The 18483-nt window shown below is 64.4% G+C and carries 16 protein-coding genes and 1 pseudogene; 10 read left to right on the forward strand and 7 right to left on the reverse strand.

Translation table 11 applies throughout. The features are described from left to right. The first annotated feature begins 170 nt into the window (after window positions 1–170). The 3 genes from AC5Y21_RS25245 (at window position 171) to AC5Y21_RS25255 (ending at window position 3687) form a co-directional block, all read left to right on the forward strand. Window positions 171–968, forward strand: a complete 798-nt coding sequence (locus tag AC5Y21_RS25245; protein WP_499916756.1) for an enoyl-CoA hydratase — start codon at window positions 171–173, stop codon at window positions 966–968. Between the two features lie 234 nt (window positions 969–1202). Continuing rightward, a complete protein-coding gene (locus tag AC5Y21_RS25250; RefSeq protein WP_499916758.1) occupies window positions 1203–1841 on the forward strand; it encodes a class I SAM-dependent methyltransferase in 639 nt (212 codons plus the stop codon). 316 nt (window positions 1842–2157) lie between these two features. Then, window positions 2158–3687, forward strand: a complete 1530-nt coding sequence (locus AC5Y21_RS25255) for an adenylate/guanylate cyclase domain-containing protein (protein ID WP_499916760.1) — start codon at window positions 2158–2160, stop codon at window positions 3685–3687. 143 nt (window positions 3688–3830) lie between these two features. Here the strand turns inward: AC5Y21_RS25255 and AC5Y21_RS25260 are convergent, their stop codons facing one another. After that, a complete protein-coding gene (locus AC5Y21_RS25260) occupies window positions 3831–4232 on the reverse strand; it encodes a DUF1214 domain-containing protein (RefSeq protein ID WP_499916762.1) in 402 nt (133 codons plus the stop codon). A 560-nt stretch (window positions 4233–4792) separates the two neighbouring features. After that, window positions 4793–5155: a hypothetical protein gene (locus tag AC5Y21_RS25265; RefSeq protein ID WP_499916764.1), complete on the reverse strand. Its 363-nt coding sequence runs from the start codon at window positions 5153–5155 to the stop codon at window positions 4793–4795. A gap of 412 nt (window positions 5156–5567) precedes the next feature. Between AC5Y21_RS25265 and AC5Y21_RS25270 the strand changes: the two genes are divergently transcribed. The 3 genes from AC5Y21_RS25270 (at window position 5568) to AC5Y21_RS25280 (ending at window position 7818) form a co-directional block, all read left to right on the forward strand. Further along, entirely contained in the window at window positions 5568–6269 is a 702-nt protein-coding gene (locus tag AC5Y21_RS25270) for a hypothetical protein (protein ID WP_499916766.1), read from the forward strand. A 666-nt stretch (window positions 6270–6935) separates the two neighbouring features. Then, window positions 6936–7343: a nitroreductase family deazaflavin-dependent oxidoreductase gene (locus tag AC5Y21_RS25275; protein WP_499916768.1), complete on the forward strand. Its 408-nt coding sequence runs from the start codon at window positions 6936–6938 to the stop codon at window positions 7341–7343. Between the two features lie 88 nt (window positions 7344–7431). After that, complete coding sequence (locus AC5Y21_RS25280) at window positions 7432–7818, forward strand: hypothetical protein (protein WP_499916770.1); 387 nt, start codon at window positions 7432–7434, stop codon at window positions 7816–7818. Window positions 7819–7822: 4 nt separating this feature from the next. Here AC5Y21_RS25280 and AC5Y21_RS25285 read toward each other — a convergent pair whose 3' ends face one another. Beyond that, window positions 7823–8815, reverse strand: coding sequence for an LLM class flavin-dependent oxidoreductase (locus AC5Y21_RS25285; protein ID WP_499916772.1), 993 nt, complete (start codon window positions 8813–8815; stop codon window positions 7823–7825). A 69-nt stretch (window positions 8816–8884) separates the two neighbouring features. Beyond that, window positions 8885–9463, reverse strand: a complete 579-nt coding sequence (locus AC5Y21_RS25290) for a TetR/AcrR family transcriptional regulator (protein ID WP_499916774.1) — start codon at window positions 9461–9463, stop codon at window positions 8885–8887. Between the two features lie 86 nt (window positions 9464–9549). Between AC5Y21_RS25290 and AC5Y21_RS25295 the strand changes: the two genes are divergently transcribed. The 3 genes from AC5Y21_RS25295 to AC5Y21_RS25305 all read left to right on the forward strand — a co-directional run bounded on the left by AC5Y21_RS25295 (window position 9550) and on the right by AC5Y21_RS25305 (window position 16763). After that, complete coding sequence (locus tag AC5Y21_RS25295; RefSeq protein WP_499916777.1) at window positions 9550–9951, forward strand: nitroreductase family deazaflavin-dependent oxidoreductase; 402 nt, start codon at window positions 9550–9552, stop codon at window positions 9949–9951. Window positions 9952–10020: 69 nt separating this feature from the next. Next, on the forward strand, window positions 10021–11088 hold the full coding sequence (locus AC5Y21_RS25300; RefSeq protein WP_499916779.1) for an oxidoreductase family protein: 1068 nt from the start codon (window positions 10021–10023) through the stop codon (window positions 11086–11088). A gap of 2 nt (window positions 11089–11090) precedes the next feature. Then, on the forward strand, window positions 11091–16763 hold the full coding sequence (locus tag AC5Y21_RS25305; protein WP_499916781.1) for an ATP-binding protein: 5673 nt from the start codon (window positions 11091–11093) through the stop codon (window positions 16761–16763). A gap of 125 nt (window positions 16764–16888) precedes the next feature. Here AC5Y21_RS25305 and AC5Y21_RS25310 read toward each other — a convergent pair whose 3' ends face one another. The 3 genes from AC5Y21_RS25310 to AC5Y21_RS25320 all read right to left on the reverse strand — a co-directional run bounded on the left by AC5Y21_RS25310 (window position 16889) and on the right by AC5Y21_RS25320 (window position 17799). Next, a complete protein-coding gene (locus AC5Y21_RS25310; protein ID WP_499916783.1) occupies window positions 16889–17188 on the reverse strand; it encodes a toxin in 300 nt (99 codons plus the stop codon). Continuing rightward, window positions 17185–17412, reverse strand: coding sequence for a ribbon-helix-helix protein, CopG family (locus tag AC5Y21_RS25315; RefSeq protein ID WP_499916785.1), 228 nt, complete (start codon window positions 17410–17412; stop codon window positions 17185–17187). The genes AC5Y21_RS25310 and AC5Y21_RS25315 overlap by 4 nt, the downstream gene beginning before the upstream one ends. A 90-nt stretch (window positions 17413–17502) precedes the next feature. Then, complete coding sequence (locus AC5Y21_RS25320; protein ID WP_499916787.1) at window positions 17503–17799, reverse strand: WhiB family transcriptional regulator; 297 nt, start codon at window positions 17797–17799, stop codon at window positions 17503–17505. 372 nt (window positions 17800–18171) lie between these two features. On the opposite strand from AC5Y21_RS25320, the pseudogene AC5Y21_RS25325 reads away from it, so the two are divergent. Then, a pseudogene (locus AC5Y21_RS25325) lies at window positions 18172–18483 on the forward strand (hypothetical protein); the annotation flags it as partial.

Genomic DNA, 18483 nt, shown 5'->3' on the forward strand with positions numbered 1-18483 from the left:
GAAGCGCCCCGGTGCAACAGCCGGGGGCGTTTTCGTGCATATCGAGCCGATCCGTCAACTCGCGATCGCAGTCGGTGCTGGCGCCCCGAAGACATGCACTGGCAGGATCGGAGAAGTCCATCTGCGCGAGCAGGCCATCAGCGCCGCGGCAATCGAGTGAGGTCAACGCGATGGAAGAACCGCTGCTGCTGCAACACCGCGACGATCGCGGCGTCGTCACGCTGACGCTGAACCGCCCCCAGGCCTTCAATGCGCTGTCTGAGGCGATGCTCGCAGCGCTCGGCGAGGCCGTTGAAGCGCTTGCGAATGACGCAGGGGTCCGCGCCGTCGTGCTCGGTGCATCCGGGAACGCCTTCTGCGCCGGCCACGACCTGAAGGAAATGCGAGCAGAACCTTCACTCGAGTACTACCAGCGCCTGTTTGCACAGTGCACAGCCGTGATGCTTTCGATCCAGCGACTGCCCGTCCCGGTGATCGCGCGTGTGCATGGTCTCGCGACTGCTGCGGGGTGCCAGCTCGTCGCGATGTGTGACCTCGCGGTGGCGAGCCATGACGCGCGCTTCGCGGTGAGCGGCGTCAACGTTGGGCTCTTCTGCGCAACTCCGGGAGTGGCGCTGTCCCGCAATCTGCCACGAAAAGCCGCCTTCGAGATGCTCGTCACGGGCGAATTCATCTCTGCTGAGGAGGCCCGCGTGTTGGGGCTGGTCAACAGGGTGGCGGCGCCCGAGGCGCTGGATGACGAGGTCGAGGCGCTGGTAGCGCGCATTGTCGCCAAGCCGGGTGTAGCCATCGCAATGGGGAAGGCGCTGTTCTACCGCCAGATCGAAGTCGGCATCGAGTCCGCCTATCAGGACGCCGGCGAGACGATGGCCTGCAACATGATGGATTCGAGCGCGCTCGAGGGCGTCCAAGCCTTCATTGAGAAGCGCGCGCCCAGTTGGTTGGCGGCGCAAGCGGCAACGACTTAGCCCGGAGTTCGGCTGACCGTATGCGGCTGTAATCCAAAACCACCGAGACGTCTGTCGTGGACAAGCCCGCCGAAGCGGACGGCCACGGCCATCACCACGGCCACGCTCACTAGCGCGAGCAAACGCAAAGCCTCCGCACGCCCGGCGCGTCGGGGCTTTTGCGTGTTGTCGCGAATCAAGCATTATTGGGCCGGACAGCACGCGTGTAAGTGATCCAGTTTCGAGGTAACGGTCATGGGTTTACGCCAGCGGATGTTGGCGACGGTCGCCGGGCAGCTCGGCAGGCCGCATGGTCTGGTGGGTCGCGGAGTCGCGGTACTGCTCAACCGCGGCAATCGTCAGGCGTTGGCCGGCGCCGTCGATGCGGCGGAAACGACGGCCGGGGAGACGGTGGCCGACATCGGTTTTGGTGGCGGACTAGGGCTCGATCTGTTTCTGCGGCGGGTTGGTCCCCAGGGCACCGTCTACGGTGTGGAGGTTGCCGATGACATGCTCACGCGTGCGCGGGCGCACTTCGCCACCCAGATTGCGGCCGGACGGATGAGGCTTGTCAATGGGTCGCTGACTGCGTTGCCGCTCGAGGATAGGTCGCTAGACGCGGCGATCTCGGTCAACACTGTGTATTTCGTGTCAGACCTTGACGCCGCCTGTGCTGAACTTGCTCGTGTGCTGCGACCCGGTGGCCGAGCAGTGTTGGGAATCGGTGATCCTGACGCGATGGCCCGCTTGCCTTTCACCGCCTACGGTTTCAAGCTACGCCCGATCGCCGAGATCATCGCTGCCTTGAAAAACGCGGGATTTACGGATGTCGAGCAGCGCCGCCTCGATGAGGTGGCGATCTCTCACCATCTGCTCGTTGTCCGCGCGGGCTAGTCCGCAGCAACGCACTGGATGCACGGCTTTTCCTTTTCGTTGTCAGTGGTACATCGCGCACCACCGAGACGGCTGTAGTAGACAAACCTGCCGAGCGGACGACGACCACGGCCACGGCCATCACCATCACCACTGTCAATGAACGAAGCGCCCCGGCCAACTGGTCGGGGCGCGTTTTTGGGCGGAGCGCGCGACGTCCGGTCGACGGGTGCCTTGATCGCGTTTATTTCGCGTTGCCACAACAAGCCAAACGAGGAACGGCGAAGGGATCACCGTCAGGCTCAGCTCAAGGCCTACCGACGTTTAACCTCGCTGCATGGATCGCATCTGGCAGTGGGCGTGGAACCGGTACGGGGCGAGATACTCGTGGGCGATCTATGCAATCACGTTCGTCGTAGTTCTGCCGGTCTACCTCGCTTTGTCGTTCTTTGTTGTCACTTTCGAGAAGTCGGGTCACTACGTCGAGGCGGCCATGGTGACTGTTGTCGTCATGCTGCTTGGGTTGTATGTGATTTTTCTTCCCGGCTTGGGCCCGAGCCGCCTTGTAGAGGAGTGGGCCGCCGGCCACGACGTCGACCGGACGAGGGCACTGGACGCCACCTATGCCTACGCTCGGGGCGCGGTGACCCGAGGGCTGGGAAGCAATGTGGTTGGGGGCGCACTGAATTTGGTCGTTGTCGGCGCGATCGCCGGAGGAACCGGGTCGCGGCTAGTCCAGTACGGGATCCTAGGCGCCGCCCTCGGGATTGGCATCGAGCTGATTGCTATTCACAGCTTCGTAGAGGCGGCACTGCGGCCAGCCAGGGTCGCCATCGCCGGGGATACGGAGATCGGGGACTCCCTGCCCCGCTCTCGCCCGACTTTTGCCGCGTGGTCGAACCTGTCGGTGCTCGGAGTCGCGTTCAACTTTGCCGTCTTGGGCGCCATGCTGGCGGCGGTGTTCGATCGGACCAGTGAAGTCCCGGTGCTTTCCGTCGTCATCGGAGGCGCGTTGGCACTTGTCTTCGGGGTGCCGGTCATTGTTGCTCCCGCGTTCTCGCCGTCCCTGCGACCGATTCGAGACCTTGCCGAAGGCACTGAACGTGTTGCGGTCGGCGATTACAGCCAACGCCTGCCGGTGGTGCAGGACGACGACCTGGGTGCGTTGGCGGCGTCATTCAACCGTATGCAAGCGGGATTGGCTGAGCGGCAACGACTTCAGGCTGCGTTCGGGACCTACGTCGACCCGGCCCTGGCGGCGCGACTACTCGAGCAGGGCGACGATGTCTTCACCGGTGAGCGCCGCGAGGTGACGGTGATGTTCGTCGACATCCGCGACTTCACCCCGTTCGCCGAGGCGAACACCGCCGAGGACACGGTGTCCCGCCTCAATGCCCTGTTCGAAATCGTGGTGCCCGCTGTCGTCGATGCCGGTGGGCACGTCAACAAGTTCCTAGGTGATGGCGCGCTCGCGGTCTTCGGCGCTCCGAACGATCTTGCAGATCATGCCGACGCCGCCGTTCGCGCAGCGGTGCTGATTCATCACCTCGTCGCTGAGCGATTCAACGGCGAGCTTCGAATCGGCATCGGCATCAACACCGGTGCGGTGATCGCCGGCACCATCGGCGGTGGAGGCAAACTGGAATTCACCTTGATCGGCGACACGGTCAATGTCGCCGCCCGTGTTGAGCAACTCACCAAGACCACCGGCGACGCCATCCTTGTGACTGATCATTGCGTTGCCGCCCTCGGTGCTCGACCGCCCGGACTGGTCGACCGGGGACCGCACGCCCTGAAAGGCAAGTCAGCCCAGGTGCACGTCTTCGGCCTCGACCCAGCGATGATTGGGGTGGACCACCTCAACTGAACGGGTTTACATCCACAACCACCGAGACGGTCGTCGTGGACGAGCCCGCAGAAGCGGACGACGACCACGGCCACAGTCACCATCACTAGAAGCATCTGGTCCGAAGCTCTAGCGGTCTTACGGTCGGGGGAGCTGTATTTCCGCTATGTCGATAAGCGGATCAGATCGCCCAGTTGCCAGGTCTTGTCGAAGTAGGCTTCAGTCGGGCTGTAGAAGCGGAACATCGGGAACCATCCGCGCCCAGGTACGGTCTGTATCCAATTATGAAGTGTCGCGGTGTTTTCTGGGCCGAAGAAGATGTCTAGGGATCCATCGGGGTTCGCGACTGGATTGGTGTACGAACTGATCGATGGAAGCCGTTGACCGCGAACGTCAATGAGGCCGGCACGGAGTTGGGTCAATCTCCGATTCGTGACCAGGTGGCCGTGGTGGTTGCCGCGGGGCATGCCCCGGTTCCGACGATCTGTAACTCTTGGACGAAGCCATTGGTCACGAGTGTGGGAGTGGCAATGGCGGTGACCGGTCCGCAGCCGTCCATGTTCCATGCTCGTTGCCAACCCGCACCATTCCACGTAAACGTGGCTGTTACTCAGCCTGTCCCTATTGCGTCGCAGTGCGGGCAGTTTGAGGTCACATGGACGATGTCGCCGTAAGGGGCGATGCTATAAGTTCCACTGAACAGCCCATCCGGCGCCGCGGAGGCAACCGGTGACACCGCCCCGGCGATCGCGCCGAGCAGTGCGGTGAGTCCAACCGCAGCGCCAGCCGGGACAACGCCGACCGCTAACCCCCGAGAAATTCTCATTGCGCATTCTCCTTGCTCCGTCTGAAGTTTCAGGTAACTGCCCCCGTTAGCATTGCCAAGATTTTTGCAGCAAACACACTGCTCGATGACGGTTTCGGGAAAACTCGCGGTAGGAGACACCGTTGCTCGCCGTTGCTGCGCTCTGAGGCTCAGCAGCAGCGCCTACTGCCTGTCGGGCACTGTGCGCAGTGCCGGCCGCCGTTCGGCTGCACCCTCGTTCTGACACCCGATTGACAGCGGAGGGCCCAGTGCGCGAAAAGCACCGGGGCTTCTGCGCTATCTCGTCACCTTTGGCCCGCGTCAGCCGTTCTTCACCAGTTGAATGTGCTCGACAATGTGGGTGCCCCCAAGGTCAGCTTCGTTGGTAGCGGCGAGGGTGTTGTTATCGATCGTCGCTACGTGGTTGGACTTGCCCTCCGGAGGTCCCGTGGTCCAGGTATTGCCGTTCAAGTGATACGTAGTAGTTCCACTCTGCGAGCCGGTGTCCCACTGGACGCTCTTGCACCCGGCGCCGCAGGAAGTGACAACCCAAGGCTCGCTGCGGCCGCTTTCGTAATTCGCCGTGTAGGCGCCGTCGGTCAGGTCGGCGGCCGCCGGAGGGGCCAGTCCAATCGCAGCGCCAGCCAGGACAACGCCGACGGCTAACCCCCGAGAAATTGCCATTGCGCGTCTCCTTCTGCTCCGTCTGAAGTTTCAGGTAACTGCCCCCGTTAGCATTGCCAAGATTTTTGCAGCAAACACACTGCTCGATGACGGTTTCGGGAAAACTCACGGTAGGAGACACCGTTGCTCGCCGTTGCTGCGCTCTGAGGCTCAGCAGCAGCGCCTGCTGCCTGTCGGCCACTGTCCATGGCCGCCGACTTGCGGTGGGACGGTTCACCGTGAACGCCCAGAACATCCGCAGACTCAACTGATCGGGGCCAGTACCCTCGCGCGCAGATTCGACCATCGCCGGCCGGACACGCTGGTCGGCCGGCGGGCGCGGGGCGGTGGGCCCTCCGTGTCGTCTGCTACTTCGCTAGCTGGGCCGCGCCGATTGCTAAGCTGGCCGCACCATGGCGTGGGGGGCACGAGCGTGAGTTATCCGCAGCAGTGGCCGCCGCCGTACCCACCGCCATACCCGCCGCCGGCGCCTAGGCCGCGCAAGACCAATACCGTCCTGATAGTCGTGCTTGCGGTCGCGGCGATCGTCGTTCTTGTCCCGGTAGCGTTAGTCGGGTTTTTCCTGATCCAAGACATCGCCCGCGACGGCCTCGACGGACGCGGCGGAATCAAGGAAGCCCACTCCCTCTCGGACTTCGATGTGGTGTGCGATCGCGGGTCAATCAGTAACGCCGCCACGTACGGGAAGCCGTACAAGATCGCTGCGTTCACTCCGGATGAGCGGCCGAACCCGATGAGCCAAGTCTCATCCGACCACTGGAGCCAACTGACACTCGATTCCGGTGCCGATTACCGGGCGAGTCCCGACGACTTCCGGTCAGCGAATGTTGTTGCCTGCCTTACACACAAACCCGGAACCGAGACGAAGTCACTCACCTGCGACTTCAAAACTGAAGCCGGCGAGCACGTTACCGTCGACTACTACGCTGTGCAGTACAACATCGAACTGCGCGAGGCGAAAACCGGCAAGCACATCGAACAACTGGGAGCGGTGGACGGTCCCGCGGCCAGCTGTCCGTTCCTCCTATGGGTCAACAAACGCGATCCGAAGATGTACGCGGAACCAGATCCTGCGGCGGTCAATGCCAAACTCGCTGAATTTGCGCACAGGTGACTGATCAGCCGGCCGGTCATTAGGTGACTAGTGCTCGACCGTGGGGCTAATGTACGAAATTCCAACGATTTCCGTGCATAGGCCCCACGGTCGGCGTCCCGGGCAAACAAGGCAAAGACGGGCCGACCGCGTTAGGTGACCGCAAGGATTTCGCAAGCCGCCCGCGCCAAACTGGAGGATTACCCCCACTGCGGGGAGAAGCGAAAGGCATGGGCGATGGACGCCCGTCACAGGCTGCAGCGGATTACATTCGCGATGCTGCTGGCGGGCGGCGTCGCAATGGCCGATCTCGGTGTAGGCGTCGCCCGCGCGGAAGTGTGGTGTCAGCCCGACGCGATGGTCGACGGTTTGTGCTATGGCCCGAATCAGTGGTGCCCAGGGGACTCTCTATTCCACTTGACCCAAAATCATGTTGCGGACCCGATCAATTGGGATATGAACGTTTGCCACACCTACTACTACGTGGCCTGGGGCCAAGGCAATGTTGGTAAAAGCATCTGGGAGGGAGCCAATCCTCCGCCCCCTCAGTCCCTTACGCCTGCGCCTCCTGGGCTTATACCGCCTAACGAGTGCGCGCCCTGGTGTCGATAGGCGTTGATGGTTAGCAGCATCGCGGGCTTGGTACTGTGGAGTACCAAGCCCGCACTCGTTGTTGAACGGAGTCCTATGCCTAAAGACCATCCCAACAGCGCCCCAGGGGTACCGATGCTGTTCCCGGCCTGGGTGGACCGCCTACAGATCAAGTACATGAACCCGGCCATCCGTCGGGTCGCCCGCTTTCTGCCAACGTTCGCGATCGTCAAACACCGCGGTCGCAAATCGGGCAGAAGCTACGAGACCGTCGTGAACGCCTACCGCAAGAAGGACGTGCTGGCAATCCTGTTGGGCCACGGCAAAGCCGATTGGGTCAAGAACGTACTGGCCGCGGATGGGGCCGATGTGCGCCTCTTTGGGCGAGACCTGCGTATCACCAATCCGCGGGTCCTGCCCGCCGGGACCGGAGCAGACGGCCTGCCGTGGATTGCCCGGTTGGGCGGGCGCCGGGTGGGTGTGCTTGTCGCCGATATCGCTTGAAATCCGTTGAGCTTCTTCGGACGACGGGCTCGTCGGCATCGACGTGGATTCGACTCTTGCAGCTGCAAGTTCGTGTTTTAATCGGCCAGTGGCGGAACTGATTGACTACCAAGGCCGTGAGCCTGAGCAGTGGCTGGCGACGATCGGCGACATTGCTTTCTCGCAGCATTGGGTGTCGACGCCAAATGGCGTACATCCGATTCGTGGCTCGGCGTGGACTGTGACAGACATGTCGCACTATTCGGAAAGCATTTCCACGGTGGGTGTTGTCCTCGCGATAGTGTTCGTCTGGTTTTGTCTGTTGGGGTTGCTCTTCCTGCTGATGAAGGACCGCAAGTTCGGCGGCTACATCCAGGTCACCGTACAGGGCAACGGGTTTTACCATTCGACATTGATTCCAGCAGTGGGACCTCACTCGGTTATGAGCATTAACCAGCAGGTGAACTACGCGCGGTCGCTGGCCGCCGCGGCCTGAGAGGCTAGGCTTTGACGCCAGCCGCGGACGCGAACGCTCTGAGTTCCCGTTCGATGTCCGATCCGGCCGGCTGGTACACCACCTCGGTAACCCCTAGCTCGGCGAATCCCGCAATCTTTTCGACGATTTGATCAGCAGGGCCGGTCAACGCCATCGAGCTGGCAAACGGAATCAGTTCGGCAGCATGCGGCTCGTCACTTGGATTGGCCTTGACCAGATGTCCTGCATGGATCGCCAGATGCCGCTCATCGGTCGGGTAGGCCTCGATCGCCTCGCGCCAGCGTTGCCCACCCGGCAGCGCATCGACCGCGGCGCCCCCGCGTTCGTACATGGCGTGATACAGCACCACCGCACCCGGTGCCGCTGCATCGATGGCACGCGCCGATGTCAGGTCCTCGCCCTCGTCGAGCACCGTGCCGAAGCACAGCAGCGCCCGCCAGTCAGAAACTTTCGCCGCATCGGGCTGTGGCACGGCGGCGGAGAAAACGCCGTCGCCGAGCTCGGCCGCAACAGCCAATCCCTTCGGGCCCTCGGCGCCGATCAGTATCGGCACGTGGATCGGTCGCTCCGCCCCGAAGCCGGGCAGCTGCAGCATACGAACCTTCGCGCCCTCCCACTCTGCGATTTCGCCTGCGAGCAGAGCCTTCAAGCACCGTACGTAGGAGGCGACCTGCCGCCACGGCATCGCCCGCTGGCCCAAGGCCATTCGGCCGGTAAACCCTGAGCCGATCGCCACCGCGACCCGCCCAGGCGCCTGGTTGACAAGCTCGGCGATCGCTGCGGCATTGACCATCGGATGCCGCAGGCTGGGAACGAGCACGCCCGGCCCCAAGCCGATGCGCGAAGTGCGCTCGGCACACCGACTGAGAATCATCCACACGTCCGGCAAGATCGCCGGAGAGTCGTAGAGCCACGCACGCCGGTAGCCGAGTGTCTCGGCTAGTTCCACATGGGCCGGGGTGTCCGACGAAGTTGCGAAGGCACACGATATGTCCATATTCAGACCCTACGAGACCAGTGGTATCGCGACCTCGAGGCGACCATGGGGTGGCTCGCGAAGGTGCCGTTATGGGTTCAGATGGACGCTGATCGCCGGGGCTACTCGCGCTCTGAGATCCTCGGGGGACTGCGACGCGATCGGTTCGACCTTGATGATGTAGCGCAGTAGGGCGACGCCCAGTAGTTGGGCCATCGCCAGGTCGACTCGCAATTCGCCGTCGGGATCCTGCAGCGCCTCGGCGATCAGGGGGTAGAGCTGTCCTTCGATGAATTGGCGGACCAAGGCCGCGGACTCGTCGTGGGTGGCCGCGCCGCGCAGGATCGCCATCAAGGCGACACGTGACTGGGGCTGCTCCCACGCATCGAAGAAGACCCCCGTCAGCCGCTCCCCGAGGCCGCCGCGCTCGCCGGCAGTGATTTGTCCGACGATCTGGGCCGGATCGAACGGCCACCCCATGGTGGCTCGAAACAACCCGGCCTTGTTGCCGAAATAATGTCTGATCAGCGCCGGATCGACCCCGGCCGCGGTGGCGATATCCCGCACCGAGGTCTTGTCGTAGCCCGCTTCGGCGAACCGCTCGGCTGCAGTCTCCAACAGCACGCTGCGGGTGTCGGTCTTTCCGGGTCGTCGTCCAGTCCGCGGCATAGTGGCAAGAATTCTACAGTCGTTGACTTCTGCCGAGAAACAGCGTTAACCTCAAAATAGGAATTCCACAAGTGAGGAGTTTTATCATGCCAACCCCTCGATGGGTTGCCCACCTCAACAAGGTCGGGCTTAACCAGCTGACCAGGTTCATCGCGCCGTGGGCTCCAGGCTGGGCGGTGGTGATCCACCGCGGCCGCAAATCGGGCAGGATCTTCCGGACCCCGCTGTGGGCGTTCCGGCGCGGCGAAGGCTTCGTGATCGCGCTCACCTACGGGCGCGGCGCGGATTGGGTACGAAATGTCGTTGCCGCCGGTGGCTGCGAAATCGACGCTCGACGGCGGCGTTTCGAAGTCGGCAATCCCACCGTCTACCGTGACGAAAAAGCCAGCGACATGCCGGCGTTGATCCGCTTCATGCTGCGCTGGGTGATCAGGGCGCCGGATTTTCTGCGTGTCGACGTGATACGTGAACTGAGTGCCGTCGGCTGACTGCGCCGAAAAACCCGCCATATCCGCAGGATTTCGTAAGATTGCGTCATTCAGACGGAGGGCGGGCCGATGTCAGGGTTCCCGGTTGATCCCTCGTCCGTTACGGCGGAATGGCTCAGCGATGTGCTGCGCGCCGATGTGCGGGACTGTCGGCTCCAACAGATCGGCATTGGCGTCGGGCTGCTCGGCCGCTCATACCGTGTCTATCTCGCCGGCGATCCCGATGTGCCGCGGTCAGTCGTCGTCAAGCTGCCGCTTGTCGACAGCGAAGTCCGGTCGGCCGTCTGCGAGGACCTCGAGTTCTACCTGCGTGAGGTGTGCTTCTACCAGGAGATCGGCTTGGCCAACCCGCTGCGACCGGCGAGCCCGTACTTCGCGGCCTTCGACGAGACGACACACGACTTCGTGCTCGTGCTCGAGGATCTTGGCCACCTCCGTGTCGCCGACCAGATCGCGGGATGCACCGCCGCGGACGCCGAAACGGTCATCGACGCTATCGCCCGTCACCATGCCTATTGGTGGCAGAGCCAGCGCTTCGCGGCGTTGCCCTGGTTGAAGACATTCAGCACGCCGCCATTCCCGGCGGTCATGGCCGACAATTTCGAGGCCGCCTGGCCGCGCTTCCTCGAAGGTGTCGGTGCGGACCTATCGCCGGCACTGCGCGCCTTCGGTGAGCGGTTTTCCGCCCTGGTGCCATGGTTCTTGCAGGAGTTCGCGCGGCCACCACATACCTTCCTGCACGGTGACTTACGCATCGACCAACTGTTCTTCGCAGTGCAAGCAGACGATCCACGGGTGACGGCGCTCGACTGGCAGGTCACCTCGAAAGGCCGCGGCGCCTACGACGTCGCGTACTTCGTGAGTCAGAGCCTGACCACCGAAACTCGGCGGAGTTGCGAAAGCCAACTCATCGAGCGGTACACCGAAACCCTCGCTGCGCATGGAATCGACTACCCGCGAGACGAGCTATGGCGCGACTACCGGCTCACCACAGCGTGGTGCTTCCTTTACGTGGTAGTTGCCGCCGGCCGGATCGACATCGCCAACGACCGCCAATTGCGGCTGCTGCACACGATTCTCAACCGTGCCGCCATGGCAATCGAGGACCATGACGGCCTGTCCCTGAGACCCGACTGACGATGGCCGAACAACGCCGCGTCTGCACCTCGTGCGGCACCACGAACGAGGAGGACGCCCGCTTCTGCGAAGGGTGCGGCGCCTCCCTCGGCCGGGTTTGCGCCACCTGCGGGGTCGAGGCCAGCGCCACCGCGCGATTCTGCCGGTCGTGCGGCGCGCCGCTCGAGACCCAGGCCCGGCAAGCAGCGGACAGCCGCACAGCCCCGGCGCGCAAGACCGTCACCGTGATGTTCGCCGACCTGGTGGGTTCGACCAGCTTCGAGGAGCAGGTCGACGCCGAGACTGCACGCGAGGTCATCGGCAGCTACCACGACGTGCTCCGGTCGACCGCCGAGCGCAATCGGGCGGGTGTCACGAAATACATCGGCGACGGGTTCATGGCCGTCTGGGGTGTTCCCGAGATGGGACCCGACGACGCCGGCCACGCCGTCGACGCCGCGGTCGAGTTGCAGGAGCGCTTCGTCGAGTTCGCCGCCGAGGTGTCGAAAGCGCACGGTGTCGATCTCGCCTTGCGGGTCGCGGTGAACACCGGAGAGGTGGTAGTCGGCGCCGCTGACGCCGACCTGGTGGGTGACGCGGTGAACGTCGCGGCGCGTCTCGAGGCTGAATGCCCGCGCGGCCATGTCGTCGTCGGTGGGGAGACGTGGCGGTCGACCCGTGGCCGGCACCGATACGAAGCCCTCGGCCAGGTGCAGGTGAAAGGCCGCACCGCGCCTGTGGCCGTGTATCAGTGGCTCGATCGCCAGTCGGAGGCCGCCGACTCGTCTGTCTTCGTCGGCAGGTCCAACGAGGTCGAGCGGCTTCAGGCCGCGCTCGGTGACGCGATCACCGCACGGGCTGCGCGGTTGGTCACGGTCATCGGCGATCCCGGCGTCGGCAAGAGCCGGCTGGCGGCCGAGTTCGTCGAGGCAAAGCCCGGAATCCGTGCCATCCAGGCTCGGTGCGACGTTGAGCAGACGGTCGCTCTGGCGCCGATCGTCGAGGTGCTGCGAGCCCGCGATCTTGACGCCGATATTCCTGGCAGCGTCCCCGAGCGAGACCGCGTGCTGAGCGACCTCAAGGGTCTGGCGGCCGGCGTCCCGGGCTCGGTGGAGGAGACGTTCTGGGCGTTGCGCCGGTTCGTCGAGGTGTTGGCATCCGACGAACCGCTCGTCGTCATTCTCGACGATCTGCACTGGGCCGACACCCTGCTCCTCGATTTCGTCGAACACCTCGCGGAGTGGGTGAAGGAGGTGCCGGTCCTCGTGGTGGCCCTGGCCCGTCCCGAACTACGCGAGGTTCGTCCTGACCTCGTCGGTTGGGTATCCGAGACAATTCACCTCGGCGGCCTAGACCCCGGCGCGACGGCCGATCTCGCGGCCGGCGTACTTGGCGGCTCGCAGCTGCCGGCGGAGCTGGTAAGCCGCCTCCCCTCGTCGACCGGGGGAAATCCACTGTTCGTGCGGGAACTGGTCGGGATGCTCGTGCATGACGAGGTCCTGGTTGCCGAGTCGGCCGGCTGGCGGCTCACGATCGACGTCGACGCCATCGCCATCCCTCCCACGATCCAGTCACTTCTGGCGTCCCGGCTGGAGCGGCTCGACGGCGTGGATAGGCGGGTGCTCGAGGTCGCCTCGGTCGTCGGCACCGACTTCTCGCCGGCCGCCGTATCCGTGCTGGGGGAAGCTGGCGAGCCCGCCGTCAAGGCGTCCCTCGACCGGCTACGTCGCCTTGAGCTCGCGCAGCCGACCGGCGTTTACATCGGCGACGAACCGGTCTGGCGGTTCCACCATGTTCTGATTCGCGACGTCGCCTACCGCCGGCTGTTGAAGTCCGACCGGGCGCAGCTGCACGAGCGACTTGCTGGGTGGGTAGAGGCCGGTGGGGCGAGCCTGGCGTTCGATACCGACGAAATGGTCGCCCGGCATCTGGACTCCGCTCACCGATATCGACGCGATCTCGGCATGCAGGACGAGCACACCGATGACCTTGCGCTGCGGTCGGCACGGTGCTACTTGGCGTCGGCGCGCCGCGCGCTCGACCGTGACCAACTGGTATCCGCGGGCACCCAGGCCGCTCGCGGCGCGGCCCTCGCCGCCGCAGACGAGGCAGTCCATGCCGAGCTGCTCTTGGTCGGCTGCGAAGCCTTCCTCTCCGCCGGCGACGTCGCCGCTGGCGCGCCACTCGTCGACGACCTCGACCGCATGACCGGCGCCGAGCTGGAGCCGTGGGCAACCTGCTACCGGTGTCAGTTTGTCGTCTACACCGACCCGGTGCGTTTGTTGGAGGTCGACGCCCGCCTGCAGGGCGCCATCGACGAGTTCGCCCGACGCGGGGATCCGGCTGGCCTGGCCAAGGCATACCGGGTGCGCGCGGGTGCCCGGGGGCGCCTCGGCCGGATCGGCGATTGCGAGGTCGACCTGTTCGAGGCGCTGGTCGCAGCGCGGCGGGCCGGGGATCATCGGCAGATCACCGCCGCCCTAGGCGCAGCGCCCAGCGCGGCACTGTGGGGACCCAGCCCGGTGCCGAAGGCAGGCGGCCGGTGTCTGGACGTGGTCCGGATGCAACGCATGACCACCGCGGCGCCCTCACTCGAAGCGACCTCATTGCGCTGCCTGGCCGTGCTCGAGCTGCTCCGCGGGCGACCTGACAAGGCACGTTCGATGCTGGCGGACGCCCGCCAAGTAGTCGCCGAACTCGGCCTTCGCCACGGGTTGATGGAAACCGAGCTGTTCGCCGGGATCATCGAGCTGATGGCGGGCGAGCCGGTTGCGGCCGAGCCGCACTTCCGCGTCGCCCTAGAAGGGCTGGACGCCTTGGGCGTCGGCGCCGACGCCGGCCAGGCCGCCGCACTGCTGGCGCGATCGGTGCTCGCCCAGGGACGCGTCGACGAAGCCGACCGGTACGCCACTGAAAGCGAGCACCTAGCCGGGCACAACTTGAAGACGGCCATTGCGTGGCGCGCGGTGCGCGCCGAGATCCTGGCGGCGCAGGGCCGGTACGAAAAAGCCGTCGCAATGGCTCGGCAGGCTGTCGCCGTCGCCGCCGACACCGATCTGGTGCTCGACCATGCCGAGGCCTGCCTCGCCCTCGGCCGGGTGCTTGCCGCGGCCGGTGATGCGCGCGGCGCGGCTGATGCGCGGCGCGATGCCGAGCTGCTGTACGCGCAGAAGGAGGCGGGCTCGATCGTGCGGGCGGTCGAAAGCCCGATGGCCGCTATGCCGACGGGGTCACGCCTAGCCGTCGCCAACCTTGCGAGCGCGGTAAGCGAGCGCGGGTTGCTGGCGATGCGAGCCGGAGATACAGACGCCGTCGTAGCCATGTACCGGGAAGGGCATGCCTACGACGATCGCCGGCGCATGAAGGGCGGCCCGATCGAGGACCGCGCCGATGCGCGAGCGGCCATCGAGCGCATCAGCGGCCAGTACGACCGTGTCGAGGGGCGCACGCTGGCCGTCCGCGGTGAGCGCTCGCATCTGCTGTGGACTCACTGGTCAGACGAAGCTGGGAACGAGACCGCGTATCTGCACGTCTTCGAGCTCGGCGACGACGGGTTGGTCTGCTATGAAGGCCGCTTCGACGAGGACGATTTCTGGGGGGCCTATCGAGAGCTGGAGCGTCGGTACTACGCCGGCGAAGGCGCGGCGTTCGCCGAGACGGGTGAGGTCTCGACGAATGCCCTGATCGCCTTCAACCAAGGCGACTTCGACCGATTGTTCGGCGAATTCTGGGACCCTGAGCTCCGCTTCGAGAACCGGTCACGGTCGGGTTTGCCGGATCGTTCGGCCAGCCAATTCCGCGCCAGCGTCACCGAGCTGAGCACCATGGTTGCCTCGCTGCGCATGTGGTTCTCGTCAGCGTGCTGGCTGTCGCCGACGTGCTCTGTGGCCCGCTTTGAGCGCGAGGCCGTCGGGATGGAAGACGAGCAGTACGCCTGGACCGGGCTCCTCGTCACGGAGTTCCGCGATGGACGATTCGTTTCGATGTATGAATTCGACGCCGACGACGAAGCGGCGGCCTTTGAGTTCGCCGAGGAGCGGATGCGAGCTATCCCCGGCCGGCTCGCCGTCAGCAACCATGCCAGCCGGGCACTGGACGGCATCACCAATGCGATGCGGGCACGGGACACCACCGCCGCCGCTGCGTTCTACGCCGATCAATTTGTCTACGACGATCGACGGCGCCTCATCAACAGCGGCCCGATTGACGACCGGGCGGCGCTGCTCGCGGCGGGCGAACAAGTCCTCACTCAGTACACGCAATTTGAGGTACACACCTTGGCCGTGCGTGGGGAACGCCTGCAGTTGTCCCGATGCCGCTGGTCCGATGAGGCCGGCAATGAAACAACTCATCTGCGGGTAATTGAAGTCGGCGACGACGGGCGAATCAGCTATACCGGACCCTTCGACGAGGACGACTTCGAGGCCGCCTACCAAGAGCTGGAGCTCCGCTACTACGCAGGCGAAGGCGCAGCGTTCGCCGAGGGCGGTGCCGTCATGACAGAGGCCATGACCGCCTTCAACCGAAGCGACTTCGATCGCTTGTTCGGCGAGCACTTTGCCCCTGAGCTGCGCATCGACAACCGCTCTCGGTCGGCTTTCCCGGAACGCTCGGCCGACGAATTGCGTGGCACTTTCGGGGATCTGAACGCGATGGTCGCCTCGGTGCGGATGTGGCTGATGGCAGTTTGCTGGATGTCGACGTCGTGGATGGTGACCCGCCTCGAGCGGGAGGCGGTCGGGTCGGAAGGCGAGCAGTACGCATGGACCCGGATTCTTGTGATCGAGATCCGCGACGGCCGACTCGCATCGATGTGCGAGTTCGAACTCGACGACGAGGAGGCGGCCTTCGCCTTCGCCGAAGAGCGGGTGCGGGCGACACCCAGCCGGCTTGCGGTCAGCAACCGCGCCAGCCAGGCACTGGACCGCTTTTACGATGCAATGCGGGCACGAAAAACCAGCGCCGTCGAACTCTACGCAGATGGGTTTACCTACGACGATCGGCGTCGACTCAGCGGCAACCCGATTGGCGACCCCGCCACATTGCGCGCAGCTGCCGAACGAATCCTGTTGCAATACAGACAATTCGAGTTACGCACCCTCGCCGTGCGCGGTGAACGCGTGCAGCTGTCTCTAGGCCGCTGGTCCGATGACGCCGGGAATCAAACAATCCATCAGAGCGTGATCGAGCTCGGGGATGATGGGCGAATTGTCTACGAGGGTCGCTTTGACGAGGACGACTTCGTGGGCGCCTACCGCGAGCTGGAGCGCCGCTACTACACAGGCGAAGGCGAAGCGTTCGCCGAGGCCGGTGCCGTCACGGCAAACAGCATGATCGCCTTCAACCAGGGCGACTACGACCGGTCGTTCGGCGAACTCATGAAGCCCGAGATGCGCATCGAGAACCGGTCACGGTCGGCTTTTCCGGATCGTTCGGCCACCGACCTCCACGCCACCTCTGGCCAGCTGAGGGACATGGTTGCCTCGGTGCGAATGTGGCTTTCGGCCGTGAGCTGGATGTCGCCGACCTGGCTTGTTGCCCGCCTGGACCGCGAGGCTATCGGAGCAGAAGGGGAGCCGTACGCATGGACGCGGCTCATCGTAGGTGAAGTCCGCGACGGCCGAATCGCGTCGATGTGCGAGTTCGAAGTCGACGACGAGGAGGCGGCCTTCGCCTTCGCCGAGCAGCGGGCATAGTAGCGCGAACGGCGTCGGCGGCCTCGAGACTGCATTCGCTGCGGGCGTTCTCGGCGTGTCGTCGCAGGGGTTTACGTGTCGCGGCGGACCGAAGCCGTACGCCGCGGAGCTGGCCTGTTTGCTGACTACGACATGAGTGAACCGATGAGTGCTGCCGTCTGGCGAAGCGCCGCTGCACCAATGGTGCCGATCGGTTCGTCGAGAGCGGCTCTCGGGAGCCATTGCACTAGTTCTGGCAGAAGTGCGCCCTGCGGCTGCTCGACAGTGACCACCATCGCCATTGCGCTGTCAGGCAACCGGCCAGGGATGAAAGGACAGGTGATGACGCGTCCGGTGTCAGCCGCGAGGTGCAGAGCGTTGGACAGTACCGCGACGTAAAGCTCTTGATCGTCGCGGCGTGGCGCGATGTCGCCTGGGTTGATCACAAATCCGCGGCCCGGTTGACTCCGTACACCTTCTCCGCATAGGCGTCGATGTCTAGCGCTGGAACGGTGCGTGTTGTGTAGTCGTGCAAGGCAATCCGTAGATGCTCATTACGCAGAGCCTGTTCAATATGCTCCGACCGATTCACGCCCGCGGCCTTGGCGTCGATGTCGGCGGCGGCGAGCACACCGGCATCGACCGTGACGGAAATCTTCTCCTTCGCCATACCGACTATCCTACTAATCATCCTACCCAGTTTGCCGCTGCGCCCGGGTGGAACTACTGCGAGTGGGCCGCGCCCCTAGCGCAGGCCCAGCTAAGCCGTGCGCCGACGGCCGAGAGATCCCTTGAGCAGCAGGTCGCGTTCGGCTTCGGACAGCCCGCCCCAAACGCCGTAGGGCTCGCCCACCTCGAGGGCATGCGAACGGCATTGCTCGATCACCGGGCAGCGCCGGCACATCTCCTTGGCGCGCTGCTCGCGTTGCATGCGTGCGCGGCCACGCTCGCCGTCGGGATGGAAGAAGATCGACGAGTCCATGCCGCGGCACAGGCCATGAAGTTGCCAGTTCCAGATGTCGGCATTCGGTCCAGGTAGCTGCTCCGGCTGTGGCATTGCTTGTCCCTCTCTACACGGCACGCCCAAGTGAGGTCAGGTTTGCGAAGCTGAGTTGTGCGACGGATTTCAAGTGGTGTCACCGATGACTACCTGCCGCTTAGGGTAGACGTTAAGCGCGCCATCAAATTTCAGTCAATGGCCGCGCAGCGTGATCAAATTCCTATGCGTTGCAAGAGAATTAACTCTGCGTTCATGTGTCATGCATTCGGAGGACCCTAGGTGTGCTAACGGAAAACTGACGCGCACCGAGATTCCCCAGCTCACAGCCGTTCAGCCCGAGCGCTGCAATTAACCCATGGCCGACCGTGGGTAATATCTCGGTAACGCAGAAACCACAAACTGTTTACCGAATGACACTCCGCTATCACCGTGAGCGAAACTCCGCAGACTCCGATGATTGAGCGAACGCTGGCCGCTGCAGCCTTTGGAAACTGTCCCGAAAGTTGGCCGCTGCCGACAGCGACGACGCCCTATCAATTGTGGCTGCGTGCCGTCGCGTCCGGCGGGCAGGGCCGCTACGGCAGCGCCTACCGCGACCTGGCGGTGCTGCGACGCGCCGCGAATGGTCCACTGGTTTCGCTGGCGCACAGCACACAGGCGTCGTTCCTGCGTCAGCTCGGCTGGCACACGCTGGCGCGGGGCTGGGACGGCCGCGCACTGGCACTGGCCGGCAATGACGCC

Source organism: Mycobacterium sp. NGS41 (assembly GCF_059812725.1).